Source organism: Aeromonas sp. 600276, from assembly GCF_049175815.1.
In the GTDB taxonomy this organism is placed as follows: domain Bacteria; phylum Pseudomonadota; class Gammaproteobacteria; order Enterobacterales; family Aeromonadaceae; genus Aeromonas; species Aeromonas dhakensis.
This window is the reverse complement of the sequence record NZ_JAAKVU010000009.1, coordinates 82,872-108,847: the sequence shown is the minus strand read 5'-3', so window position 1 is coordinate 108,847 and position 25,976 is coordinate 82,872. Positions and strand designations below refer to the sequence as shown.

General features: G+C 61.6%; 19 protein-coding genes. 7 read left to right on the top strand and 12 right to left on the bottom strand.

What is annotated here, in order from left to right; translation table 11 throughout:
- The first annotated feature begins 29 nt into the window (after positions 1 to 29).
- Together G5134_RS11105 and G5134_RS11100 are read left to right on the top strand one after the other, a co-directional pair.
- Positions 30 to 965, top strand: coding sequence for a 5'-nucleotidase (locus tag G5134_RS11105; RefSeq protein ID WP_005300224.1), 936 nt, complete (start codon positions 30 to 32; stop codon positions 963 to 965).
- Positions 966 to 1,133: 168 nt separating this feature from the next.
- Complete coding sequence (locus G5134_RS11100; RefSeq protein WP_065017748.1) at positions 1,134 to 1,589, top strand: YcgN family cysteine cluster protein; 456 nt, start codon at positions 1,134 to 1,136, stop codon at positions 1,587 to 1,589.
- Between the two features lie 117 nt (positions 1,590 to 1,706).
- Here the strand turns inward: G5134_RS11100 and G5134_RS11095 are convergent, their stop codons facing one another.
- From G5134_RS11095 to phnR, 5 genes are all read right to left on the bottom strand, one after another.
- Positions 1,707 to 3,113, bottom strand: a complete 1,407-nt coding sequence (locus G5134_RS11095; RefSeq protein ID WP_421232015.1) for an FAD-dependent oxidoreductase — start codon at positions 3,111 to 3,113, stop codon at positions 1,707 to 1,709.
- 18 nt (positions 3,114 to 3,131) lie between these two features.
- Positions 3,132 to 4,868 (bottom strand): putative 2-aminoethylphosphonate ABC transporter permease subunit, encoded by a 1,737-nt coding sequence (locus G5134_RS11090; protein ID WP_421232014.1) that lies wholly within the window; start codon positions 4,866 to 4,868, stop codon positions 3,132 to 3,134.
- Entirely contained in the window at positions 4,865 to 5,959 is a 1,095-nt protein-coding gene (locus tag G5134_RS11085) for a putative 2-aminoethylphosphonate ABC transporter ATP-binding protein (protein WP_421232013.1), read from the bottom strand. The genes G5134_RS11090 and G5134_RS11085 overlap by 4 nt, the downstream gene beginning before the upstream one ends.
- 269 nt (positions 5,960 to 6,228) lie before the next feature.
- On the bottom strand, positions 6,229 to 7,248 hold the full coding sequence (locus tag G5134_RS11080) for a putative 2-aminoethylphosphonate ABC transporter substrate-binding protein (protein WP_421232012.1): 1,020 nt from the start codon (positions 7,246 to 7,248) through the stop codon (positions 6,229 to 6,231).
- 120 nt (positions 7,249 to 7,368) lie between these two features.
- On the bottom strand, positions 7,369 to 8,076 hold the full coding sequence (phnR, locus tag G5134_RS11075) for a phosphonate utilization transcriptional regulator PhnR (protein ID WP_225632610.1): 708 nt from the start codon (positions 8,074 to 8,076) through the stop codon (positions 7,369 to 7,371).
- A 265-nt stretch (positions 8,077 to 8,341) separates the two neighbouring features.
- Here phnR and phnW point away from each other — a divergent pair, with 265 nt between their 5' ends.
- The 3 genes from phnW to phnX are packed head-to-tail and all read left to right on the top strand — an operon-like array spanning position 8,342 to position 11,752.
- Complete coding sequence (gene phnW, locus G5134_RS11070; RefSeq protein ID WP_421232011.1) at positions 8,342 to 9,484, top strand: 2-aminoethylphosphonate--pyruvate transaminase; 1,143 nt, start codon at positions 8,342 to 8,344, stop codon at positions 9,482 to 9,484.
- Entirely contained in the window at positions 9,481 to 10,920 is a 1,440-nt protein-coding gene (locus tag G5134_RS11065) for an aspartate aminotransferase family protein (protein ID WP_421232010.1), read from the top strand. The genes phnW and G5134_RS11065 overlap by 4 nt, the downstream gene beginning before the upstream one ends.
- Entirely contained in the window at positions 10,913 to 11,752 is an 840-nt protein-coding gene (phnX, locus tag G5134_RS11060; RefSeq protein WP_421232009.1) for a phosphonoacetaldehyde hydrolase, read from the top strand. The genes G5134_RS11065 and phnX overlap by 8 nt, the downstream gene beginning before the upstream one ends.
- A 123-nt stretch (positions 11,753 to 11,875) precedes the next feature.
- On the opposite strand, the gene pflB is transcribed toward phnX, so the two are convergent.
- The 4 genes from pflB to sugE form a co-directional block, all read right to left on the bottom strand.
- A complete protein-coding gene (gene pflB, locus G5134_RS11055; protein WP_005300244.1) occupies positions 11,876 to 14,158 on the bottom strand; it encodes a formate C-acetyltransferase in 2,283 nt (760 codons plus the stop codon).
- 41 nt (positions 14,159 to 14,199) lie between these two features.
- On the bottom strand, positions 14,200 to 15,048 hold the full coding sequence (focA, locus tag G5134_RS11050; protein ID WP_005300246.1) for a formate transporter FocA: 849 nt from the start codon (positions 15,046 to 15,048) through the stop codon (positions 14,200 to 14,202).
- A gap of 381 nt (positions 15,049 to 15,429) precedes the next feature.
- Positions 15,430 to 17,190 carry a 30S ribosomal protein S12 methylthiotransferase accessory factor YcaO gene (gene ycaO / locus G5134_RS11045; protein WP_017765471.1) on the bottom strand — a complete coding sequence of 587 codons (1,761 nt, stop codon included), beginning with the start codon at positions 17,188 to 17,190 and terminating at the stop codon, positions 15,430 to 15,432.
- A gap of 127 nt (positions 17,191 to 17,317) precedes the next feature.
- A complete protein-coding gene (sugE, locus tag G5134_RS11040; RefSeq protein ID WP_065017739.1) occupies positions 17,318 to 17,632 on the bottom strand; it encodes a quaternary ammonium compound efflux SMR transporter SugE in 315 nt (104 codons plus the stop codon).
- Positions 17,633 to 17,971: 339 nt separating this feature from the next.
- Here sugE and asd point away from each other — a divergent pair, with 339 nt between their 5' ends.
- Both asd and G5134_RS11030 read left to right on the top strand, forming a co-directional pair.
- Entirely contained in the window at positions 17,972 to 19,087 is a 1,116-nt protein-coding gene (gene asd / locus G5134_RS11035) for an aspartate-semialdehyde dehydrogenase (protein ID WP_005300252.1), read from the top strand.
- A 569-nt stretch (positions 19,088 to 19,656) separates the two neighbouring features.
- Positions 19,657 to 22,428: a M16 family metallopeptidase gene (locus tag G5134_RS11030; RefSeq protein WP_421232008.1), complete on the top strand. Its 2,772-nt coding sequence runs from the start codon at positions 19,657 to 19,659 to the stop codon at positions 22,426 to 22,428.
- Between the two features lie 90 nt (positions 22,429 to 22,518).
- Here G5134_RS11030 and G5134_RS11025 read toward each other — a convergent pair whose 3' ends face one another.
- The 3 genes from G5134_RS11025 to G5134_RS11015 form a co-directional block, all read right to left on the bottom strand.
- On the bottom strand, positions 22,519 to 23,682 hold the full coding sequence (locus G5134_RS11025; RefSeq protein ID WP_029303189.1) for a trans-sulfuration enzyme family protein: 1,164 nt from the start codon (positions 23,680 to 23,682) through the stop codon (positions 22,519 to 22,521).
- A gap of 93 nt (positions 23,683 to 23,775) precedes the next feature.
- A complete protein-coding gene (locus G5134_RS11020; RefSeq protein WP_065017737.1) occupies positions 23,776 to 24,846 on the bottom strand; it encodes an isopenicillin N synthase family dioxygenase in 1,071 nt (356 codons plus the stop codon).
- Positions 24,847 to 25,289: 443 nt separating this feature from the next.
- The gene (locus G5134_RS11015) at positions 25,290 to 25,928 is read right to left on the bottom strand and encodes an NAD(P)-dependent oxidoreductase (RefSeq protein ID WP_065017736.1); all 639 of its coding nucleotides are present in this window, start codon (positions 25,926 to 25,928) and stop codon (positions 25,290 to 25,292) included.
- Between the last annotated feature and the right edge of the window lie 48 nt (positions 25,929 to 25,976).

Genomic DNA, 25,976 nt, shown 5'->3' with positions numbered 1-25,976 from the left:
ACATCAATTAAAAAGTAGGAAGGTGAAACGTGCCATATGATTTAACAAAAAGATTAGTTGTTGGCTTATCTTCTAGTGCTCTGTTTGATCTCCAAGATTCTGATGAAATATTTAGGACGAAGGGGGAGGAGTCTTACAGAGAGTATCAACGGGAGAAGCAAGATGAACCATTGCACAAAGGTGTTGCATTTCCTTTTGTGCGCCGCTTGCTTAAGCTGAATACGTTATGTCCACAAGATCCTTTAGTTGAGGTTATCTTACTTTCTCGAAATGATTCAGACACCGGGCTTAGAGTAATGAACTCGATTGAGCATTATGGGCTTGGTATAACTAGAGCGGTGTTCCTACAAGGTAAATCACCTTACATATACATACCTGCATTTGATATAGAATTGTTTTTATCCGCTAATTATCAAGATGTTCGACAAGCTGTGCTTGCAGGTTATCCAGCAGGTCAAATTTTGAGTGGTGATATCAAAGATGATACTGAAGACCTAGAGCTCAGGATTGCATTCGACTTTGATGGAGTTATTGCGGATGATGAAGCTGAAGGGGTTTATAAAAGCTCAGGGCAATTAGCTGATTTTCACTCTCATGAATCCGAGCTGGTTGATGTGCCACATAATCCTGGCCCTCTTAAAAATTTTCTGCAGCGTATATCTGACATACAAAAACTTGAATCTGATAAGAAAAAAGAAGATTCAAGTTATTTACCTATGCTTAAAGTATCGATTGTGACGGCGAGAAATGCCCCTTCTCATAAACGAGTTATCAATACCATGCGGTCTTGGGGGATTTCTGTAAATGAGGCATTCTTTATGGGGGGTGTAGAAAAATCAAAAGTATTAAATATATTAAGGCCACACATGTTTTTCGATGACCAACGGTTGCATTTGCAGTCATCATCTATTTTACCATCTGTGCATATTCCATTTGGTGTTGCGAACACAGACTCGGCTATTTAATAGAATATTTTATCTTGGGCTTTGTCGGCTCCGCCACTATCTACAGTGGGGTAGGTTGGTACAAAGCGTCGCAAAGCCCAGCTTATCTCTAGTTACCCCAACCTTGAAAAATCAGGCCATAGGGCGTATAACCACGCGCTTGTCAGTGTATTGAGTGAGCCAATTTTTATGCAGCAGAGTGAACCCGTGCAGAACGCCCCATTTTGGCAGGCGAAGAACCTGCAACAGATGACCATGACGGAGTGGGAGTCCCTGTGCGACGGCTGCGGCAAGTGCTGCCTGAACAAGCTGATCGACGAGGATACCGAGGAGCTGGTGTTCACCAACGTGGCTTGCAACCTGCTCAATACCAAGACCTGCCAGTGCTCCGACTACGGCAACCGCTTTAAGAAAGAGCCGGACTGCCTGCAGATCACTCACGACAAGATTGCCGAATATGACTGGCTGCCGTCGACCTGTGCTTACCGCCTGCTGGCGGAGGGGCAGAGCCTGCCTGAGTGGCATCCGCTTATCACCGGCAGCCGCAGCGCCATGCACCAGGCCGGTCAGTCGGTGCGTGGCAAGGTGGTGCACGAGGTGGATGCCGGCGACTGGATCGATCACATCATTACCTGGGCCAGCTAACGCCAGCCTGTCTATCGGGTCAGCTGCGAGCCGTACCAACTGCGAAGGGGCAGGGGAGTCATCACTCTCCTGCCCCTTCGGCTTTCTTGCCCCTTTCTAAGTGCTGGGGTAAGGCGCCTATTTGTCCGCCTTGCCCGCCGCATCGGCAAGTTTTGCCAGCTGTTTGTCATACCAGGCCACCGGGCGGTTCTCATCTTCCGCCCGCTCCTTGCGCCGGATGGCATTGCGTACCGCCATGGCCCCCAGCCAGCGAAATGGCTCGGGCGGGAAATAGCCACGCGGGCCGTTGACCAGCGCGCAGTCGCGCCACGGCTTGTCCGCTTCCCGCAACTCGTCTCTCACCAAAGCCGCCAGTATTTGGCCGCCCATCCAGCTCTGCGCCACGCCGTTGCCGGAGTAGCCGAGGCCATAGACAACGTTGGGCTGCCCTCGCCAGTGGCCGAAGAAGGGGAGGCCATCCACCGAGCGGTCGGAGGCGCCGCACCAGCTGGCGGCGATGGGCACATCCTTGAGTGCGGGAAAGAAGCGGCGCAGGGTGCGGGTGAGGGGGGCGAGATAACGGCTGGGGGCATCGAACTCGGCCAGATGGCGGTTGGCAAAGGCGAAGGTGTTGCCCCCCTTGCCCAGCATCAGCCGCCCTTGCGCGGTGGATCGGTAGTAGTGCACAAAGGTGCGGCCATCCACCACGGTGCGGCCGTGTGCAAGCTGCTGGGCGGCCAGCGCATCCGGCGCGGGGTCGGTGATCACCATATCGGAGGAGACCAACACGATGCTGCGGCGAAACTCGCGAAAGTGCTGCACCATGGCGCTGTTGAGGGCCAGTATTACCTTGCGGGCGTGAACGATGGCCTCTGGCGTCTGTACCCGTGCAGGTTGGCCCCCTTCGAGGCGCTGCATGGGGGAGCCTTCATAAACCTCGACCCCCAGTTCCCGCGCCACCCGCAGCAGGCCGCGCACCAGCAGGGCCGGTTGCACCGAACCGGCGTGGGGACTGTAGAGCCCTTCCAGATGAATGTGGGAGCCGCTCTGGCTTGCCAGTTCACCCTCTTCAATCACTTGCCACTGGTTAAGGCCGGCGTGCTCTAGCTCCTGTAATACCGGCTCCATCAGCCCGCGCTGCGCCTCGCTGGTGGCGGTGTAGCAGGTGCCCTCGACCCTCAGCTCCGCTTCTATGTTGTGCGTTTCGCAGAAGTGGGCGATCTCGTGTACCGCCTGCTCGGATTTTTGCACCAGCCAGGCGGCCTGCTGTTCGCCAAAGAGGCGCTTTAACGTCAGGTACTTGGCCGACCAGGTGAGCAGGCAGCCGCCGTTGCGCCCGGAGGCGCCGCTGCCGCAGCGATCTTTCTCCAGCACCAGGATACGCAAGTGTGGCTCGGCTGTTTTAAGGGCGATGGCGCTCCACAGCCCGGTAAAGCCGCCACCGACGATGCAGACGTCGACCTCGTGGTGGCCGTGAAGGGTCGTGGGCGGCGCGGGCTGTTCGGCGGCGAGCGCTTCGGCCAGCCAGAAGGGGAGAGTGGACATGATGACTCCTCGACAAGGTTATGGGTGGCGCCAGCGCTGGGTGCGATCCAGCAGGGTGCGGCTCAAAAAGAGCTGGAGCAGCTTGACGGTGGCGGCGGCCAGCAGGATCAGGGTGGCCATGGCGGCGGCCGCGGCGGTATCGCCGGAGTCCTCCATGTTCAGCACGGCGATGGAGGCGAGCACGCTGTCGCTCGAATAGAGGAAGATCACCGCCGAGGTGGTGGTCATGGCGTTGACGAACAGATAGATGAAGATCTCCAGCAGTGCGGGCAGGGAAGCGGGCAGGGTGACTCGCCAGAACGCTTTCCAGAGCGGAATGCGCAATGAGATGGCCACCAGCTCCAGCTCCTTGGGCAGTTGCTTGAGGCTGGTCAGCGCCGTCATATGACCCACTGTGTAGTAGTGGATGACGCAGGAGAGCACCATCAGCGGCAGAGTGCCATAAAGAGTGCCAAAGAGCGGATTGCCGTTGAAAAAGAAGATGTAACCCAGCCCCAGCACCATGCCGGGCACCGCCAGCGACAGCATGGCCAAGAGGTGCAGCAACTGACGCAGCCATGCAAAGTGGCGTCCCTTCTCCTGCGCCCAGGCCAGCACCATCACCAGCACTGTGCCCACAAGGGCGGTAAAAAGACCCAGCTGCAAGGTATTGGTAAAGGGCTGCCAGCCGTAGACGCTGTTGCTGTCAAAGGCGTAGTGATCCAGCGTCAGAGCGAGGTTGTAGGGCCAGAACTGCACCAGCGAGCCATAAACCGCCATGCCCACCAGCGCCAGAAACAGCAGGGCCCAGAGAGTGCACCAGCCGAGCGCCAGCAGATCCCGCAGCCGATGGGGTTTGGGGCAATAGGGCACCGCCTTGGTACTGCTCTGCTCCTGCATCTTGCTGCGCACCCTGTGTTCCAGCGCAAAGCTCAAGAGCGCCGGCAGCAGCAGGGTGACGCTGGCAACCGCACCGAGGGAGAAGTTCTGCATCCCGATCACCTGCCGGTAGATGTCGGTAGCCAGCACGCTGTACTGGCCGCCAATCACTTTGGCCACCCCGAAGTCGCAGATGGTGAGGGTGAAGACGGCGATGGCGGCGCTGAGCAGGCCATAACGGGCGGTGGGCAGAGTGACGGTGACAAAGGTGCGCCAGCCGCTGCTGCCGAGCACCCGGGAGGCTTCATAGAGGCGGGCGTCGCTCTGACCGAGCGCCGTGATCAGGATCATCAGGGCGTGGGGAAAGCACCAGAAGCCCAGACCAATGACGATGCCGATGGGGCCGTAGATGCTCTCGCCGCCGAGCAGCCCCTTGGCGATCCCCTGATTGCCAAACCAGTAGACCAGGCTGATGGCGGGCAGCAGGGAGGGCATCAACAGTGGGATCAAACCGATGAGGCGAAACAGGCTCTTGCCCGGCATGCAGGTGCGGGTGAGGGCATAGGCGTAGCTAAAGGCGATTGTCACCACCAGGGCGGTGATCAGCACCCCGAGCCAGAGGGTGTTGCCTATGGTGTGGCCCAGATGAGGGGAGTCGAAGTAGGCGCTGAAGTTGGCAAGGCCTACCCAGAGGCCGTTCTCATCCTGCAGGCTCTTTTGCAGCATGGTGAGCAGCGGCAGCAAGAGGCCCCCCACCAGCAGGGCGATGCCAAGCAAAAGCAGGATCAGCTGCAGCAGTTGATCCCGGCTCCAGCCAGGGCAAAGCCGCTGCCAACGAGAGTCTTGGCGGGCTGTCGCTGGCGGCAGCAGGGAGGAGGTCGCAAGGGGAGCTGTCATGGTCGATCTCCTTCAAACAGCTGCATCGCTTCGGCGGGCCAGTGCAGCGAGCAGCGCATGCCGCTGCGCCAGCCACCCTGTTCGTGGCGGGGCAGCTCGTGGGTCGGGCGCTCCACCAGAATTTGCTGCGGGCCCAGATAGGTGTCGGCGGTGCAAATAAGGCGCTGGGCGGCGCCGAGAAACTCCACCTGATCGATCTGCGCCTGGATGCCATGTTGACCAAGATAGGGCTTGCTCGGTGCACCCAGGGTGATCGCCTCGGGGCGGATCGCCACCTGCAATTTGTTGCCGGCCGCAGCCCGGTTGGCGAGCTGCAGCGGTTGTTCGTTGAGGCGCACCTGGCTGGAACTCAGCACCAGGGTCTCCAGGAAGTTCATGGTGCCGACAAAGCTTGCCACGAAGCGGCTGGCAGGCTGGTGGTAGATCTCCTGCGGGGTGCCCACCTGCACGATGCGGCCGCCCTCCATTACCACGATGCGGTCGGCCATGGTCAGCGCCTCTTCCTGATCGTGGGTCACCATGATGGTAGTGATGCCGAGGCGCTGTTGCAGGGCGCGGATCTCGCTGCGAAGGTGGGTGCGCACCAGCGCATCCAGGGCGCTGAGGGGTTCGTCCAGCAGCAGCAGGCCGGGGGAGAGGGCGAGCGCCCGGGCCAGCGCCACCCGCTGCTGCTGGCCGCCGGAGATCTGGCTCGGGTATTTGTGGGACTGGGCGGTGAGATCCACCAGCCCCAGCCAGTGATCGACCCGCTCCTTGATAAGGTCCCGCGCCAGCCCCTGATTCTCAAGGCCGAAGGCGATGTTCTGGGCCACCGTCAGGTTGGGGAAGAGGGCGTAGGACTGAAACACGATGCCAAAATCGCGCTGCTGGGGCGGCAGGCGGGAGATGTTGCGCCCCCCTTGCCAGATCTCGCCGCTGTCCGGCAGATCCAGCCCGGCGATGGCTCTGAGCAAGGTGGTCTTGCCGCAGCCGGAGGGGCCGAGAAAGCAGATAAACTCCCCAGGTTCAATGGTCAGAGAGATCCCCTTGAGGGCCTGAAAAGCACCGAACTGCTTGTTGAGATGTTGAATGTCCAGATAGGGCTGGGTCATGGTCCGACTCGCTACTGATTTGGTATATACCAGTTTGCGGGTGAAGTGTGACGGTCAGGTGATCGGGGGATGACGGCTTGATGACAGTCAGATGACATCGGGTCGCCAGCGGGTGGTTTGGTTGCGTGTGAATGGGAGAGGCGCCACCCATTGAGGACGAACAAACACGGGGGCGATGCCAAAAAAAGAAGGCCAACCTGGGTTGGCCTTCAGCAATGGATCTGTCGGCGGCGATTTGCTGCCATCGCACAAACCAGCCCTCAGCGGGATTACTGCTTGGCTTCGGTCTTGCCGTCGAAGCTGGCGCTCCACTGGGCCAGGATGGTGTTGCGCTCGCGGGCTGCCCAGCCAAAGTCGTTGTCGATCATCTGACCCTTGATATCCGCCGGATAGCCCGCTCTGGGCTTGGCTACATCCGGGATGGCGACCACGGCAAACGACTTGTTATAAAGGGCGTTGGCCTGTTCGGTAGCGGCAAAATCGAGCAGCTGCTTGGCGGCTTCGAGCTTGGGGGTGCCCTTGATGATGGCGGCGGCTTCCATGTCCCAGCCCGAACCCTCTTTCGGGAACACCACCTCGATGGGGGCACCCTTGGCCTTGAGGCTGGTAGCCGGGAAGTCGAAGGAGATACCGATCACCGTCTCGCCGCTGGCGGCCAACTTGCAGGGGGCGGAGCCCGAGTGGGTGTAACGGTCGATGTTCTGGTGCAGGCCGTTCATAAATTGCCAGCCCTGCTGCTCGCCCATGGTCTGCAGCCAGCCGGCGACGCTCAGGTAGCCGGTGCCGGAGGAGCTGGGGTTGGGCATGATCACCTTGCCCTTGTAGATGGGCTTGGTGAGGTCGGCCCAGCTGGTGGGGGCCGGGATCCCCTGTTTCTCGGCCTCTACCTTGTTGATGCAGATGGCGCTGAAGAAGGCGTCCAGACCGATCCAGTGCGGCTCGGCCTTGCTGTCGCGAAAGCGGCTGTCGAGCTTTTCCAGCCCTTTCGGGGCATAGGCATTGAGCATCTGTTGCTGATCGAGCTGCATCAGGCTGGTAGCCGCCAGTCCCCATACCACGTCTGCCTTGGGCTGGGCTTTTTCTGCCAGCAGGCGGGCGGTGACCACGCCGGTGGAGTCACGCACCCACTTGATGTTGATGTCCGGATGCTGGCGCTCGAACGCGGTTTTCAGCTCGCTGAGCTGCTCCGGTTCGAAGGCGGTGTAGACGGTGAGATCGGTTGCGGCCAGTGCCGGGGCTGTCGTGGCAGCCAACACGGCGGCGGCCAGCAGATGGGTTCCCTGTTTCATCCTCTTCTCCAGTTAAATTGTCTTGGTATAAACCAGATTGGTCGAGAGAGAGGCTAGGGGATCTTTATGACGTGACCGTGACAGCCCCGTGACGTTTTCCCGTTCCTGATTTGTCCGTGACTAATCCTGGGTATCCACCTCGATCTCCAGACTGTCGTGGCGCCAGTACTCCAGATCGAAGTCGAGCACCCGGCCGTGCTGATCGAAGTTGAGTCGCTCGAGGCGCAGGGCGGGCAGACCGGCGGTGGCCCCCAGCGCCTTGGCCACCTCGTCCGGCAGGGCGGTGGGGAAGAAGCGCACCTGCATGCGGGCGTAGTGAAGATCGTAATGGGCCTGATAGATCTCGGTCAGGCTGCCGTTGAGATCCAGCTCCAGCAGGCCGGGTACCCGCTCTGGCAGGCAGTGGTTCTCGCAATAGCAGATGGCGCGCCCGTTGGCGTAGCGCAGCCGCTTGAGCAGAAACAGGCTGTCGAACGGCTTGAGCTGCAACTGCGCCATCAGCGCCGGCGGCACCGCCTGGCGGCTTTTTTCCAGCAATTCGGTGCGCGGCTCGCCCCCTTGCTCCCGCACTATCTGGTGAAAGTTGGAGGTGCGTCTTGGGTTGAGGCTGAAGCGGGGCGGGGTGACGAACCAGCCGCGGCGATCCTCCCGATAGATAAGGCCGTTCGCCTCCAGCTGCACCAGGGCCTCGCGGATGGTGACCCGGGTGGTGGCGTAGAGTTCCCCCAGCAGTCGCTCGGAGGGGAGCTTGTCGTTGGGGGCCAGGCCCCCCGCCAGGATCTGGTTGGCGAGGGCATCCTTGATCTGCAGATATTGGGGTTTGCTCATGAAAATCCCTGGTTTTGCAATAAGTTGTGCAATGAGTTGGGCAATGGGCTGGGCGCAGGGCTGGTCATCAGCCCGACCGTTAAACGACGAAATAAAAACATGTTGGTAGATACCAGCATCGCCCCTGCTGTTCAGGCTTCCTAGATTATCGCGATCCCGGCGCTGAAAATGAATTTTTTGTTGCACGTAACCCCACCCCTTTGACCTTGGCGGGGCAGTTACCCACAATGCGCTCATTCTGGTATATACCAAAAGGAGCGAAGTCATGACCCATATTCCTGCGGCCCCTGCCGCCGTCGATTACCTGCTGTTGACCCCGGGCCCCCTCTCGACCACAGCCACGGTGCGTGCCGCCATGCTGCAAGACAGTTGCACCTGGGATGCGGACTACAACCAGGGCGTGGTGGAGCCCATTCGCCGCGAGCTGGTGCGTCTCGCCACCGGCCCGGAATATGAAAGCGACTACAGCGCCGTGCTGCTGCAGGGGAGTGGTAGCTATGTGGTGGAGAGCGTGCTGGGCTCGGCGATAGGCGCCGACGAGTGTCTGCTGATCATCAACAACGGCGCCTACGGCGCCCGCATGGGGGAGATGGCCCGCTGCCTTGGCTTGCGTCACCATGAGCTGGATTGCGGCGAGACCACCCGCCCGGAACCCGCCGCCATCGAGGCGATGCTGGCGCGCCACCCCGAGATCACCCATCTGGCCATGGTGCACTGCGAGACCACCACCGGCATGCTCAACCCGCTGGAGGAGATGGCTGCGCTCTGCCAGCGCCGCGGCATTCGCCTTATCGTCGATGCCATGAGCAGCTTTGGTGGCATCCCCATCGACATGGGGCGCCTTGGCATCGAGTTTCTTATCAGCTCGGCCAACAAGTGCATTCAGGGGGTGCCGGGTTTTGGCTTCGTCATCGCTCGCCGCGTGGCGCTCACGGCCTGCGCCGGTCGCGCCCGCTCGGTCTCCCTCGACCTGCATGCCCAGTGGCAGACCATGGAGCAGCAGGGGGGCAAGTGGCGCTTTACCTCGCCCACCCATACCGTACTCGCCTTTGCTCAGGCGCTGCGCGAGCTGGAAGAGGAGGGGGGCATTGAAGCCCGCCATCGGCGCTACAGCGAGAACCAGCGCACCCTGGTGACGGGGATGGCTGAGCTCGGCTTTGCGCCGCTGCTGCCAGAAAAATGGCAATCCCCCATCATCACCGCCTTCTACTCTCCGACCCACCCTGACTACCGCTTCGCCGACTTCTACCAGCGGCTCAAGGGGCAGGGTTTTGTTATCTATCCGGGCAAGGTCTCGCAGGCCGACTGCTTCCGTATCGGCAATATCGGCGATGTGACCCCAGCGCGGGTGCGGGATCTGCTCGCCGCCATGGCCAGCGCCTGCTACTGGCAGGGGGAAGCACGATGACGAGCCAAGCGCTTCACGGTCGCGATCTGCATGGCTGCGATTTACATGACAATAAGCTGCATGGCAGCGGCCGCGCCGACAGCGAAGGGGATATCAACCTTGGCGAGGGGCGGGCGCGCTGGTGGGCAGGTCAGAGCGAGGCGGTGCAGGCGGGATTGGCGGAGGATAGCCGCTACTTCCTCCATCAGGCGCTCTCCACCCCCTGTCTCGATCTGCTTGATCGCGTGCAGGGGAGTTGGCTGACCAGCGTATCGGGCAAACGGTATCTCGATTTTCACGGCAACAGCGTTCATCAGCTGGGCCACGGCCACCCCAGGGTGGTGGCCGCGGTGCAGCAGCAACTCGCCGATCTGCCGTTCGCGCCCCGCCGCTACACCCTTCAGGTCGCTATCGACTGCGCCCGTACCCTGGCCGAGCTGGCCCCCGGCGATCTCAACCGGGTGCTGTTCGCCCCCGGCGGCAGCGAAGTGGTGGGGATTGCCCTGAAGCTTGCCCGCTTTATCACCGGCAACAGCAAGGTGGTGTCCCTCTGGGATGCCTTTCACGGCGCCTCCCTCGATGCCATCTCGGTCGGCGGCGAGGCCTGCTTTCGCGCCGGTATGGGCCCCTTGATGGCCGGAGTGGAGCGCATCCCGCCCCCCACCCGTTATCGCGGCGTCTGGTATCGCGGGGAAGGGGATGACCTGCACTACGCCGATTATCTGGAGTACGTCATCGAGAAGGAGGGAGGCATCGGCGCCTTTATCGCCGAGCCCATCCGCAATACCGATGTACAGGTGCCCTCGAAGGCCTACTGGCAGCGGGTGCGGGAGATCTGCGATCGCCACAAGGTGCTGCTGATCGCCGACGAGATCCCGAATGCCCTGGGTCGCACCGGCCATTGGTTCAGTTTCGAGGAATTCGGCATCGAGCCCGACATCATCTGTCTGGGCAAGGGGTTGGGGGGCGGGGTGGTGCCGTTTGCCGCGCTCATCACCCGCGACCGTTTCAATCAGGCCGCAGCTATTTCGCTCGGTCACTACACCCACGAGAAGAGCCCCATCGGCTGCGCGGCGGCGCTCGCGACCATCGCTACCATCCGTGAAGAGGGGTTGCTGGCCAAGGTGCAGGAGGATGGCCGCTTTATGGCGTGCGAGCTCGCGGCGCTTGCCGAGCGTCACCCGCTGATCGGGCAGGTGCGCGGTATCGGTTTGCTCTGGGCGCTCGATCTGGTGGTCGATCACCAGAGTCGTACCCGCAATAGCCAGGCCGCCGAGCGGCTGCTCTACCGCTGCCTGGAGCTCGGCCTCAGCTTCAAGGTCTCCCAGGGCAATGTCATCCAGCTCTCGCCCCCGCTCAATATCGCCCGCGCCGATCTGGTGCGCGCCATCGCCATTCTCGATCGTGCCCTTGGCGAGATCGCACTTTCACCGAAACAGGAACACCACCATGACTGACTTGCAGATTGCTGTAGACCCGACCACCGACGTGGAGGCGCTGATCCTCGACTGGGCCGGCACCGTCGTCGATTTCGGCTCCTTCGCCCCCACCTCCATCTTCGTCGAGGCCTTCGCCCGTGCCTATGACTTTGCTGTGACCCTGGATGAGGCGCGCCAGCCCATGGGGCTGGGCAAATGGGACCATATCGCGGCGCTCGGCCGGCTGCCCTCGGTGGATGCGCGCTGGCAGGCCCGCTTTGGCCACCCCATGAGCCACGCCGAGGTGGACCACCTCTATCACACCTTTATGCCGCTGCAGATTGCGGCGGTGACCCGCTTCGCCGCCCCCATCCCGGGTGTGTTGCCGGTGCTGGACGCCTTGCGGGAGAAGGGGCTGCGCATCGGCTCCTGCTCCGGTTACCCCCGTCCGGTGATGGAAGCGCTGGTACCGGCGGCGTTGGATCACGGCTATCGCCCGGATCACTGGGTCGCTACCGACGATTTCAAGGCGGGTGGTCGCCCCGGCCCCTGGATGGCGCTGGCCAACGTGATTGAGCTGGGAATAAGCGCGGTGCATCGCTGCATCAAGGTGGATGATGCGGTGCCGGGCATCAGCGAGGGGCTGAATGCGGGCATGTGGACGGTGGGCCTGTCGGTCTCCGGCAACGAGTTCGGCGTTACCTGGGAGGAGTTTGCCGCCATGAGCGAGGCGGAGATCGCCGCCCGGCGCGCGCCGGCCGAGGCCAAGCTGCGGGCGGCGGGGGCCCACTATGTCATCGACACCCTGGCGGATATCGCCCCGGTCATTGCCGATATCAACCGCCGTCTGGCGGCAGGGGAGCGACCCTGAACAAGGCGGGGTGAGAGAAGGGGAGTGCCGGCCTTGCCTGCAGATTTTCAGGCCTATATTCCCTGACTATCAGGCATAAAAAAACCGGCGCCTGGGCGCCGGTTTTTGTTCACCGAGACTCTATTACAGAGAGGCGGTGAAGGTACGGGTGATGACGTCTTGCTGTTGCTCCTTGGTCAAAGAGTTGAAGCGAACGGCATAACCGGATACGCGGATGGTCAACTGCGGATATTTTTCCGGGTTTTCCATGGCGTCCAGCAGCATTTCACGGTTCATCACGTTGACGTTCAGGTGCTGACCACCTTCCAGGTTGGACTCGTGGTGGAAGTAACCATCCATCAGACCGGCCAGGTTGGCTTTCTGGGCTTCCATGTCTTTACCCAGCGCGTTCGGCACGATGGAGAAGGTATAGGAGATACCATCTTTGGCGTAAGCGAACGGCAGCTTGGCGACGGAAGTCAGGGAAGCAACGGCACCCTTCTGGTCACGACCGTGCATCGGGTTGGCACCCGGGCCAAACGGCGCACCGGCGCGACGGCCATCCGGGGTGTTACCGGTCTTCTTGCCGTACACCACGTTGGAGGTGATGGTCAGCACGGACTGGGTAGCCACGGCACCACGGTAGGTGTTCAGCTTCTGAATTTTCTTCATGAAGCGCTCGACCAGGTCACAGGCGATGTCATCGACGCGAGCGTCGTTGTTACCGAACTGCGGGTACTCGCCTTCGATTTCGAAGTCGATGGCCACGCCATCTTCGTCACGAACCGGCTTGACCTTGGCGTACTTGATGGCAGACAGGGAGTCAGCCGCAACGGACAGACCGGCGATGCCGCAAGCCATGGTGCGATAGACGTCACGGTCGTGCAGCGCCATCAGAGAGGCTTCGTAGCTGTACTTGTCGTGCATGTAGTGGATGATGTTCAGCGCGGCAACGTATTGCTTGGCCAGCCAGTCCATGAAGTGATCCAGACGATCCATCACGTCGTTGTACTCGAGGTACTCGGAGGTGATCATGTCGGTCTTCGGACCCACCTGCAGCTTCATCTTCTCGTCCATACCGCCGTTGATGGCGTACAGCATGGTCTTGGCCAAGTTGGCACGAGCACCGAAGAACTGCATCTGTTTGCCGACGATCATCGGGGACACACAGCAAGCGATGGCATAGTCATCGTTGTTGAAGTCCGGACGCATCAGGTCGTCGTTCTCGTACTGAACGGAAGAGGTCTCGATGGATACCTTGGCACAGTACTTCTTGAAACCGACCGGCAGCTTCTCGGACCACAGGATGGTCAGGTTCGGCTCAGGGGACGGGCCCATGGTGTACAGGGTGTTCAACATACGGAAGCTGTTCTTGGTGACCAGGGTACGGCCGTCAACGCCCATACCAGCCAGGGTCTCGGTAGCCCACATCGGGTCGCCGGAGAACAGTGAATCGTATTCCGGGGTACGCAGGAAGCGAACCATACGCAGCTTCATGACCATGTGGTCCATCAGCTCCTGGGCTTCTTGCTCGGTGATCAGGCCTTTTTGCAGGTCACGCTCGATGTAGATGTCCAGGAAGCTGGAGGTACGACCGAAGGACATGGCCGCGCCGTTCTGGGACTTGACCGCCGCCAGGTAGGCGAAGTAGGTCCACTGTACGGCTTCTTTGGCGGTCTTGGCCGGAACGGAGATGTCGCAACCATATTTGGCAGCCATCACCTTCATCTGGGCCAGGGCACGGTGCTGCTCGGAGATCTCTTCGCGCAGACGGATGGTGGCTTCCAGGTTGACACCGTTTTCCAGGTCAGCCTGCAGGGACTTGAACTGGGCCAGTTTGTCGGCCATCAGGAAGTCGATACCGTACAGGGCAACACGACGGTAGTCACCGATGATACGGCCACGGCCGTAGGCATCCGGCAGACCGGTGATGACGCCGGACTTGCGGCAGTTCAGGATGTCTTTGGTGTAGACGTCAAACACGCCCTGGTTGTGAGTCTTGCGGTACTCGGTGAAGATCTTCTCGACCATGGGGTCCAGCTGACGACCGTACACTTCGCAAGAGGTCTTGACCATCTTGATGCCGCCGTTGGCGATGATGGCGCGCTTGAGCGGCTTGTCGGTCTGCAGACCAACGATTTGCTCCAGGCTCTGATCGATATAGCCGGCATCGTGAGCGGTAATGGTGGAGGGCAGGTCGGTATCAAAATCGACCGGCGCGTGGGTGCGGTTCTCGATCTTGATGCCTTCCATGACCTTGTCCCACAGCTTGGTGGTAGCTTCGGTCGCGCCAGCCAGGAAGGACTCGTCACCTTCATACGGGGTGTAGTTCTTCTGGATGAAGTCACGGGTGTTGACAGAGGTCTGCCATTCACCGGCCGCGAAGCCTTCCCATGCTTTTTGGAACTGTTCGTTAAGTTCTGCCATTTTCATTACCTCTCAAGGTATTTATGTGTCTGCCGCCATCCTTAATGATGGCGACGGAAGATAAACCAGTAAGTCAGCCCAACCATGACGCCACCACCAATGATATTACCTATGGTGACAGGAATGAGGTTGTGCAGGACGAAGTTGGATACGGTCAGGTCGGCAAAGGTCGCCGGATCCTGGCCGATGGCCTGCCAGAATTCCGGGCCTGCGACGCTGTGAATGGCGATGCCGACCGGGATCATAAACATGTTTGCGATGCTGTGCTCAAAACCGGAGGCCACGAACATGGCGACGGGGAGCAGCATGACCATCACCTTGTCGGTGGCACTGCGGGCGCCGAACGCCATCCACACGGCGAGACACACCATGAGGTTGCAGAGGATGCCAAGCGCCACGGCTTCGAAGAAGGTGTGGTGGATCTTGTGCTGGGCCACCTTGAGGGCGTTGAGGCCCCACTGACCATCTGCCGCCATGTATTCGGCCGACATGATGATGAGGCCGACAATGATGAGACCGCCGATGAGGTTGCCGAAGTAGACCAGTCCCCAGTTCTTGAACAGCTGGGCCCAGGTGATGCGATTTGCCGCCTTGGCCACCAGGGTGAGGGTGGTGGAGGTGAACAGCTCGGCGCCGAGCAGCACGCAGAGGATCAGGCCAAGAGCGAAACAGAGACCGCCGACCAGCTTGCTGAGGCCCCAGGCCACATTGCCGGCACCCGTGGTGACTGTGATGTAGAAGACGAAAGCGATGGCGATGAAGGCGCCAGCTGTGATGGCCAGGGGGATGACCTTGTATGCGGGCTTGGTGGCCTTGGCATAGGTTATATCTTCTGCCAGTGCAGCGATGGCTTCTGGCTTGAGACAATCAAAGGGAGATTCTGCTTTCAATTCTCATGTACCTGATGTTTTGCCTGTGGAAATCATAACAAAGGGCCAGATCGTCAAAATTGACTCCGATCAAGAATTGCAGATTGTGAATGTAATTTTACTACAAATATTTGAGTCCCCCGGCAGCGATTCTTTACACCAGGTTTCAGCTGAAACAGAAACGTGGTTTTTTTAATGTCATGATTTTAAACAATTTATTTTTCATCCCTGAAAAAGTGTGCCGGCAAGGCATCTTTGCGTCTCCCCAGCACTCGCTACTCCTTGTTGGCAACCCCCTAAGAGGTATTTTTTGTTTTTTATTTCATCTTTGAATAACAAATGGCCACTTGGCTGACCATAAAAGAGAAGGGGCCATCAGGGCCCCTTCGGAATGTTACCACATCAACCCCATGAATGGGCTCGTTTGGCCTTCTGCAGCTTCTCGTAGGCAGCCAGCAGTTTCTGGTGCAGCGGGAACTGGCTGAGGGAGAGATCGGCGGCAGCCAGTCCGTGGAAGCGCGCTTCACCGCTGGCGTGGGCCCAAGCCTGCGCCAGCGTCTGCTCGCCATACATGCGGGCAAACACGGCGCGGTATTGCTCGGGGTCACGATCCTCGTCCAGGAACAGCTCGACGCAGGCGCGCAGGGCACGATAGTAGTTGGCGCGATCGGCCGGGAACACCGACTGGTTGAACTCCATGGTCCAGTCGATGAGATCGAGCGCCGTGTCGAGTTCGCCGGCGGCCAGCGCCAGCATGGCTTTGAGCTCGCCTACCCGCAGGGTGTGCAGGGCGGAGCCCTTGGCGGCGGCGATGCCGAGCAGCTCGCGCACCCGGGTGCGCTCGTCGTGACCCTCTTCATCCAGCTGGTCGAACAGCGCCATGTACTGCTCCGCGTCCCACTCCAGCGCCGGCAGCGCCAGTATGGTCTCCCGCAGGTGGGCACCCATGGTGTTGTTGGCCAGCAGCAGATCTTCGGCCGGATAGATGTCGGACATGCCGGGCACCAGGATGCGGCAGGCGTAGACGCCCAGGTGCTCGTAGTCGGCGATGTAGACCGGCTGTTCCAGCTCGTGGAAGATGCCGATCAGGTGGTCGAACTCCTCCTGCGAGGTGCCGCGGAAGTCCCAGTCGGCAAACTCGAAGTCCGCATCCTGCTTGAACAGGTCCCAGCTGATGAGGCCTGAGGAGTCGATGAAGTGGGTCTCCAGGTTGTGGTGATCCGCCACCTGTTCGTTGTCAAACGAGGGCGGTACGAACACATCCAGATCCTTGAGGCTGCGGCCTTGCAGCAGCTCGGTGACGGTACGCTCGAAGGCCACTTCGAAGCGCGGGTGGGCGCCGAAGGAGGCAAAGCAGGTGCCGTTGCTCGGGTTGAGCAGCACCACGCAGATGACCGGGTAGCGGCCACCCAAGGAGGCATCGAAGCTGTAGATGGGGAAGCCTTCGGCTTCCAGCGCCTCGATGGAGGCCTTGATGCCGGGGTAACGGGCAATGACCTCGGCCGGGATCTCCGGCAGGCTCAGCGCTTCTGCGATGATCTTGTTTTTGACGTGGCGCTCGAACACCTCGGACAAGCCCTGGGTGCGGGCCTCGGTCTTGGTGTTGCCGGCGCTCATGCCGTTGGAGACGTAGAGGTTGCCGATGATGTTCATCGGGATGTAGACGGTCTGGTGATCGGACTGGCGCTCGAAGGGCAGGGCGACGATGCCGCGCTCCTCGTTGCCGGATTGCAGATCCACCAGCATGTCGGCGGTCACTTCACCGTCCGGGTTGTAGAACTTGCGGGTGAAGCTGTCGAGCAGACCGGCGGGCAGCTGATCCCCTTCGATGGGGAACCACTTCTCGTTCGGGTAGTGCACGAAGTCGCCATTGGCAACCTGCTCACCCAGATAGAAGTCGGCGAAGAAGTAGTTGGTGGAGAGACGCTCGAAATATTCGCCGAGGGCGGAGGCGAGCGCCGCCTTCTTGCTGGCACCCTTGCCGTTGGTGAAACAGAGGGAGCACTCCTTGTCCCGGATGTGCACGGACCAGACGTTGGGCACGGGGTTGAGCCAGGAGGCCTCTTCGATATCAAACCCCAGGGCTTGCAGCTTGGTCTGGAAGCGTTCGATGGAGTCTTCCAGCGCCGCGTCCTTGCCGGGAATAAAAGTGTGGTCGGTCATCACGATATCCTGATTTTTATTGGCTCATGTTTGGCCGCAGATAATAGCAGGGGTCGGCGCGTTTGGCAGGCAAAAAACGGGGCCCATGCCCCGTTTTGCTCTCCTTTCAACCGCCCAGGGTCACGGCTCAGCCGATGAATTTCAGACCCAGGATCCCGCCGATGATCAGCAGCAGGCAGAGCACCCGGGCGAGGGTGGCCGGTTCGTTGAACAGCCAGATCCCCATCAGCACGGTACCGACCGCGCCGATGCCGGTCCAGACCGCGTAGGCGGTGCCAAGGGGCAGCTGTTTGACCGCCATGGCGAGCAGCAGCACGCTCACCCCCATGGCAGAGAGAGTCAGCAGGGTGGGCAGGGGACGGCTGAAACCGTTGGTGTATTTGAGGCCGATGGCCCAGGCGACCTCGAACAGACCGGCCAGCAGCAGGAGCAACCAGGACATAAGGCAGATTCCGCAGGAAGCAGGGTCGTCCCTGCGCATCAGGAGGCCTCGGGGTCGTCCCCGAGGGGCAGCGGGGCTGCCGGTCGGTCTCAATGATGCCCCAAGTCGTGACGGGATGCCAACCGGCTGCCCGCAGGCCGGCCAGGCTGACGGATATTGCAGCGAACGGCACAGAATATTGCGCAATTCGACTTGCGCCCGCCGTCACAATCCGTAATGTGGACAGACGCATTTTTCGCAACCCATATTTTGTGAACCGCTTGTAAACGGCCCGCGCCGGACAAGGGATCACGGGTATCACACTCGGTTTCTATAAGCAGCTATCCAGGGTAGGACATTATGAAAAAAGTAGGTTTGGTCGGTTGGCGTGGCATGGTGGGTTCGGTGTTGATGAGCCGGATGCAGGAAGAGAAGGATTTTGCCCGCATTCAGCCCACCTTCTTCACCACCTCCCAGGCCGGTGAGGCCGCCCCCAATTTCGGCGTCGATGCCGGCACCCTGCAGGATGCCTTCGACATCGAGGCGCTGGCCGCACAGGACGTCATCATCACCGCCCAGGGCGGCGACTACACCAAGGATGTCTATCCGCGCCTGAAAGCCGCCGGCTGGCAGGGTTACTGGATTGATGCCGCCTCCTCCCTGCGCATGGAGAAGGACGCGGTCATCATCCTGGATCCGGTCAACGGCGACGTCATCGAGCATGCCCTGAACGACGGCATCAAGACCTTCGTCGGCGGCAACTGCACCGTCAGCCTGATGCTGCTGGCCCTGGGTGGCCTGTTCAAGGCCGATCTGGTGGAGTGGGTGAGCGTGGCCACCTATCAAGCCGCCTCCGGCGGCGGTGCGCGCCACATGCGCGAGCTGGTCACCCAGATGGGGCTGCTGCGTGATGAAGTGGCGGTGGAGCTGGCGGATCCCGCCTCCGCCATCCTCGACATCGAGCGCAAGATCACCGAGAAGACCCGCTCCGGCACCCTGCCGGTGGACAACTTCGGTGTGCCGCTGGCCGGTGGCCTCATCCCCTGGATCGACACCAAGCTCGACAACGGCCAGAGCCGTGAAGAGTGGAAGGGCCAGGCAGAGACCAACAAGATCCTGGGCATCGAAAACGCCGCCATTCCGGTGGATGGTCTGTGCGTGCGCATCGGCGCCCTGCGCTGCCACAGCCAGGCCTTCACCATCAAGCTGAAAAAAGACGTGCCGCTGGCCGAGATCGAAGCCCTGCTGGCCGCCCACAACGACTGGGTCAAGGTGATCCCCAACGATCGCGACATCACCGCCCGTGAGCTGACCCCGGCCGCCGTCACCGGCACCCTCAGCATCCCGGTCGGTCGTCTGCGCAAGCTAAACATGGGGCCGGAGTACCTGGCCGCCTTCACCGTGGGCGACCAGCTGCTGTGGGGCGCCGCCGAGCCGCTGCGCCGCATGCTCAACATCCTGCTGGACCGCGGGTGATGGCAATCGGGAACGACGACAGGGGGCTCAGGCCCCCTGTTTTTTTGGCAGGAACAGGGCAGGCTCGATGCCATTGACGCTGCAAGGCATGGGGTCTTGGTTTTGCAATGCAGTGGCACTGTTATTAACTAAATAGATATTAACTGTGGCGCATCGATTATTTCCTGACCGAGCAGTCAGTGCCGGAAATATATTCCCGCAGCCGCCCTGGTAGCCGACTCGTTCTATTCCATCTGTACCACAAAATAGGGGGCGGTGGGCTCGCGGAATGGGCGGGATATATGCCTTGTTACAAATGAATATCCATTCAAGATATCCAGTGCGAGCCCGATTGATTACACTGACCGCCTGGCCAGGCCGATACCACGAGGCCGTGGCAGCAGGTGATCCGACGCGGCGTGGCGGCCGGCTCGCGGCAGCCCCGTGGGGGGCGAAAATAATATTTATATGCTCAATAGTGCGCGTTACGCCCATGGCGTGCCGTCGCCGTTTTCCCCTTGCTGCGAGACCAATGAAGGGCAGCAGCGGTGACCCATAATAATGTTCAGGTTCGAGAATTGGGAAATTACATGAGAGTCGTGTGGAGTTTGCTCTATTTCTTCAGTGTCTTGGCCTTGGCCGGCCCCGTGCTGGTCAAGGAGCAGAAAAAAGTGGCCGATCCGCTGATCGTGCCCTATCAGCAATATCGGCTCGACAATGGCCTGACGGTGATCCTGACCCAGGATCACTCCGATCCCCTGGTGCACGTGGCGGTCCACTACCGGGTGGGGCTGGAAGAAGAGGCGCCGGGCCAGTCCGGGCTGGCCCACCTGTTCGAGCACATGATGTTTCAGGGCTCGGCCCACGTGGGGGAGGAGGGCCATAACCGCCTGCTGCAACAGATGGGATCAAAGGATGTGAACGGCTGGACCCAGGAGGATCAGACCCGCTATTTCCAGACGCTGCCGGCCAATCAGCTGGAGAAGGTGCTCTGGCTGGAGGCGGATCGCATGGGGTTTCTGCTCGATACCCTCTATCAGCAGAAGCTGGACGTGCAGCGCGACATCATCAAGAACGAGCGCGCCAACCTGGTCGAAGATCAACCCTATGGGCGCTTCTATGAGGCGCTGAATCGCACGCTTTACCCGCCCAATCACCCCTACTTCAACACGCCGTTTGGCCGGGTTGCGGATCTGGATCGCCTCACCCTGGAGGACGTGCGCCAATTCTTCCTGCGTTGGTATGGGCCCAACAACGCCACCCTGGTGATCGGCGGTGACATTCAACCGGCCCAGACCCTGGCCTGGGTCGAGCGCTATTTTGGGGCCTTGCCTGCCACCCCGGCCCAGACTCGGCCGCTGGTGCGGCCGGTGACGCTGAAGAAGAGCCGCTATCGCACCCTGACCGATCGGGTGGCCGAACCCCTGCTGGTGCTGGCCTATCCGACCGTCTCTGCCAGTGATCCCGGGGTCGAGGCCCTCGATCTGCTGGCGGATCAGCTGGGGGGCTCGGCCAGTGGCCTGCTGCAGCGAGAGCTGCAGCAAAGCGGCAGGCTGGTCTCCGTCTCTGCCAGCCATGAATGCAATGTGCTGGCATGCAAGTTGATGATCCATGCCATTCCCAATCTGGCCAGGGGGGCCGAGCTTGGCCCCATCAAGGCGGAGATCGATCGGGTCATCGGCCAGCTCGCCAGCGACGGGGTCACCCGCGAGCAGCTGGCCCACTCGGTCAATGCCCTGCGCGCCAAACGGATTTGGCCGCTGGACAGCGTGGCCGGCAAGGTGGAGCAGCTGGGCACAGGTTATACCCTGTTTCAGGATCCCAACCTCCAGTACCGCAACCTCAAGCGCCTTGCCCGGGTGACGCCGGCCGATCTGCAGCGGGCATTGACACGCTATGTGCTGAACAAGCCCAGGGTGGTGCTGAGCGTGGTGCCGGCCGAGCATCCCGAGTGGCAGGCGGGCAACCCCAACTTCGTCGAGCCGCCCCCCTTGCCGCTGGCCCGGCCGCTGCAGACGCTGGCTCCCAGGCAGATCAAGGAGACCCTGGATCGACGCCAGGAGCCGGCCAGTGGCGGGGCCTTGCCGGTGCCCATGCCGACCCTGTGGCATGCCAAGCTGGGTGAGCGGGTCTCTCTGCTGGGCCACTACAGCGACGAAGTGCCGGCCTTTGCCATGAGCATCAACTGGCCGGGCGGTGAGCGGGCCGAGCCCGAGGGCAAGGGCGGGATCGCCACCCTGACAGACGCCATGCTCTCCCTTGGCAGCGAACAGCTGCAGGAGGCGAGCATCGAGGAGCGGGCGCGCCAGCTGGGAGCCAGCATCAGATTCGAACATGGTGAGGAGCGCAGCTCCATCGAGGTCCAGGGGCTCACCTCCCATTTCGAGGAGGTGCTGGCGCTGGTACGGGAATTGGTGCTGCAGCCCGCCATGCGCAGCGCCGATTTCGAGCGCAGCCAGTTTGACTACAGCCAGTGGCTGCAACAGCTGGCTCGCGATCCCCAGTGGCAGGCGGACTGGCAGTTCGGTGCCCTGCTCAAGGGGAGCAAGCCGCTGGATCCCGTGGCCAGCCTGCGGGCGCTGACCCTGGACGATGTGCGCCATTTTTATCAGTCGGTCCATCGCAGCGGGGAAGCCCAAGTGGTGGTGAGCGGGGATCTGGCCCAGGAGCGGGTGATGAAAGCCCTCGGCTTTCTGGTCGAGCCAGCGGGTCAGCCGGCGGCCCTGCGCTCTCTGGAGTGGCGTGGGCAGCAGGCCAAACGGGCCATCTATCTGCTGGACAATCCCGGGGCTGCGCTCAGCCAGATCCGGGTGGGGCGGCGCGCCATGGCAGAGGATGCCTTCGGCGAGCAGTACCTGACCCGGCTGATGAATGTCTCCCTCGCCGAGCGGTTGAACATCCGGCTGCGTGAGGAGCTGGGTTACACCTACTTTATCGGCGCCACCTTCGAGGGCAACGTCGATGCGGGTTATTTCCTGCTGCAAAGCAGCGTACGCAGCGCAGTGACCGGGGCGGCGCTGCGGCAGATCCTGCAGGAGCTCGACAAGTATCAGCGGCTGGGGCCGACCCGGTTGGAGGTGCGTACCCTGCGGGATCGGGTGCTTAATGGCCAGGCGCTCGACTACGAGACGCTGCCGCAGGAGGTGGCCTACATGCAACCCATCCTGCTCAAAGGGTGGCCGCAGGATTATGTGGAGCAGCAGGTGAAGCAGGTGAGCCAGCTTTCCCCCTTTACCCTGCGCGACCTGGCCCGCCGCTGGCTCGATCCCGACGACATGGTGATCCTGGTTGTGGGGGATGCCAAGACGCTGGCCCCTGAGCTGGCCGCACTGGGCTGGCCGGTGCAGCGCCTCTCTCCCTAGCGGGTTGCCCCTATTGGGCGACAGTCGCAAGCAAAACAGCCCGCCCCCTGGCAGGGGGCGGGCTGTTTTGCGTTCAAAAGCGGCTGACAGTCAGATCAGGGCTAGGGCGGCGGCCAGATCGGCAATCAGATCGTCGGCGTCTTCCACCCCGATACTGAAGCGGATGAGGTCGTCATTGACCCCGGCGGCGAGGCGGCTCGCCTCATCCATGGCGGCGTGGGTGGTGCTGGCCGGATGGCAGGCCAGGCTCTCCAGATCCCCCAGGCTCACCGCCTGCACGAACAGCTGCAGGTTGTCGAGCAGGGTGGCGCAACGGGCAAAGCCGCCTTCCAGTTCGATGCTCACCATGCCGCCAAAACCGCTGGCGAAGGCGCCGAGGGCATCGTGGCCCGGATGGTTGGCAAGCCCCGGGTAGATCACCTTCTTCACCGCCGGGTGGGCGGCCAGGAAGTCGGCCACCTTCTGGGCGTTGTGCAGGTGGGCATCCATGCGCAAGGGCAGGGTCTTGACCCCGCGCTGCAGCAGGTAGGCCTCCTGCGGGCCGATGGGGGAACCGATGTGCTTGAGGGCCACGGTGCGGATCGACTTCATCAGTGCGTGAGAGCCCGCCACCACTCCGGCGATGATGTCGCCGTGGCCGCCCAGGTACTTGGTGCCGCTGTGCATGACGATGTCGATGCCAAGCTCGAGCGGGCGCAGCAGATAGGGGGTGAGGAAGGTGTTGTCACACACAGTAATGGCGCCCACCTTGCGAGCCGCTTCCACCACCACCCGCGGATCCACCACCTTGAGGGTGGGGTTGGTCAGGGTTTCGAACAGTACCACCTTGGTGGCGGGGCGGATGTTGGCCAGCAGATCCTGATCGCTCTCGTAGGCGGTGACCTTGATACCGGCGCGGCTGAAGGTCTGCTTGAGGAACGCATCGGTGCCGCCGTAGAGCGGGCCTATATAGGCCACTTCATCGCCGCTGTCGGCCAGGGCATACATGATGGCGCTCACCGCCGCCATGCCGCTCGCCACCACCAGCGCTTCGTCGGCCCCTTCCAGCGCTGCCAGCTTCTGCTCCAGTTCGGCGGTGGTGGGGTTGCCAAAGCGGCTGTAGATAAAGCCGGGGGCTTGACCTGCGAAGCGCTCCTTGCCCGCCTGGGCGTTGAAGTAGCTGAAGGTGCTGCTCTGGTAGAGCGGGGTGGTGAGGGCGCCGGTCTGGGGATCGATCCGCTGGCCGCTGTGCACGCTCATGGTTTTGAATTTCATTGTATTGCTCCGTCATTGCCAGGCTGTGGCCCAACTGCTTGTGTCGTTTGAAGGGCGCGCCGCGGCGCCCCCCGTCTATTAGGTATGGCAGCGTCAGGCGAGTTGTGGCTCGCGCCGTTCGCGCTTTGTAGTTTGCCCGTTTGTCATCTGCGGGTTGGCCGACGGCGGGGCGACGCCATAGTGGCGGACCGCCACATCCGGGTGGGAGCGCAGCCTCCCTTTGAGTACGTTCTCCCCCACCTGATAAAAGAGCGGGTTGGTCGGGTCGCTCTCGGGCCCCAGCGCCTGGGCTGCCAGCGTGGGGGAGAGGCTGAGCAGCGGCACGGTGGCATCCAGCCGCGCCGCCATGAAGAAGGCGCAGGAGAGGCGCGAGACGCCGGGCGGCGGGCTTGCCACTCGGTGCAGAGTGGCCTTGAGGTAGCCGTTGGAGGCGAGCTCCAGCAGCTCGCCGATGTTGACCACCAGGGCGCCCTGCAGGGGCGGCGCCGAGATCCAGCCATTCGCTGTCTCCACCTCGAGCCCGGAGTGATGATCCTGCATCACCAGGGTCAGGTAGCCGGGATCCTTGTGGGCACCCACCCCCTGACCGCTGCCCCCCTCGGCTTGCCCCGGGTAGTGAATGAGCTTCATGTGCTGATAGGGGGCACCGCGAATGCTCTCGTCAAACACCCCGGCCGGTTGTTCCAGCACCTCGGCGAAGGCGGCCAGCAGGGTGAGGCTGATGGCGCTCAACTTCTCCTGCCACGCCAGCAGCTGCGCCTGCATGTCGGGCAGGGCGGCAGGCCACTGATTGGGGCCGATCAGCCGCTGCCAGGGTTCACGGATCTGCGCTGAAGGCAGGGCCTGCGCCTCGTTCATTATATCGAACTGCTCGCGCAGATCCGGCCGCGCCCGGGTGAGCTCGGCCCCCACCTGGTTGTAGCCGCGAAAGTGGGGGGAGTGCACCATCTGCACCGCCAGCTTCTCCTGCTGCGGCAGGGCGAAGAAGCGGGCCGCCAGCGCCAGGGTTTCCTGCTGCTCTTGCTCGCTCAGGCCATGGCCGACCAGATAGAAAAAGCCCACCTCGCGGGCCGCCCGGCCAAGGGTGGCCAGCATCTGGCGACGGGTCTCTGGGGCGCCATCGAGGGTGGCGAGATCGATGATCGGCAGTGGTGAATGTTCCATGTGCACCTCCTCACTGGCCAGGGGCGGGAGGCTACCCGCACACCTGACATGAAAATGACGACGCCCTGACCGATAAACCGGCCGCGTCCCTGTTGTCAGGGATGGCGCCATTTGGATTGAGGGAGATGCTACTGTTCGGAGTTATAAGACGGAAACAACAAATTATTCTTAGTTATATACAAAAATCGAAATAGAATTCGCCACCCATCCGGGTGGCTGCGGATTGAGCGGCGATAATGGCAATATACCGGCGCACTTGGCACCCATGTTGGCCTGACTCGGCATGTGCCGGCTTGAGCGCCATGGGAGCGCGACTTGAGCCAAAAAGAGGCAAGGATCGCTGGTTGTGCAGAGATGTGCAAAACGCAGAGATGTAAAAAGGGAGGCTGATGCCTCCCTTTGTGTAACGGGCGCTGCGGCCCTGTGTGATGCCTGGCTCAGGTTCAGTAACCCAGGGTGAAGCGCTGGCGCAGGTGGGCCGGTTTTTCCGCTTCGTTGAGCACGCCATCGGCCAGATCGCCGACCGTGATCCCGGCCGGTTGTTCACCGCTGAACAGCACCTGATCGGCACCGAGCCGGTAGCCGCCGCGCTTCTCGCCGGGTTCCAGGAACACGGGCGGGGAGACGAAACGCCAGTCGAGGGCAGTTTCACGGCGCAGGGCGGTGAGGCCGTCGCGGGCGGCCAGGGCCCCCTGTTTCCACTCGGCCGGGAATTCCGGGGTATCCACCAGTTGCACGCCGGGGGCGATTTCCAGACTGCCGGCACCGCCGACCACCAGCAGCCAGCTGTTGGCCGCGACGGCGGCGGCCACGATGGCGCTGGCCCCCTTGAGGTACTGGTCGTAGATGTCCGGGGTGGTCCAGCCCGGGTTGTAGGCGCTGATCACCCGATCGTGCCCCTTGAGCACCTTGGCCAGTGCCTGGCTGTCCTGGGCATCCACCGCCACGGCGGTGACCTGCGGGTGAGCGGCGACCTTGCTCACGTCACGCACGATGGCGGTGACGTGATGGCCGCGGCTGACGGCTTCATTGAGGATGGCTGTACCGACAAAACCGCTGGCACCGATCAGGGCAATTTTCATGGGAGATTCTCCTTCACTGTTGGAATGGGGCTATCCTACGCCCCCGAA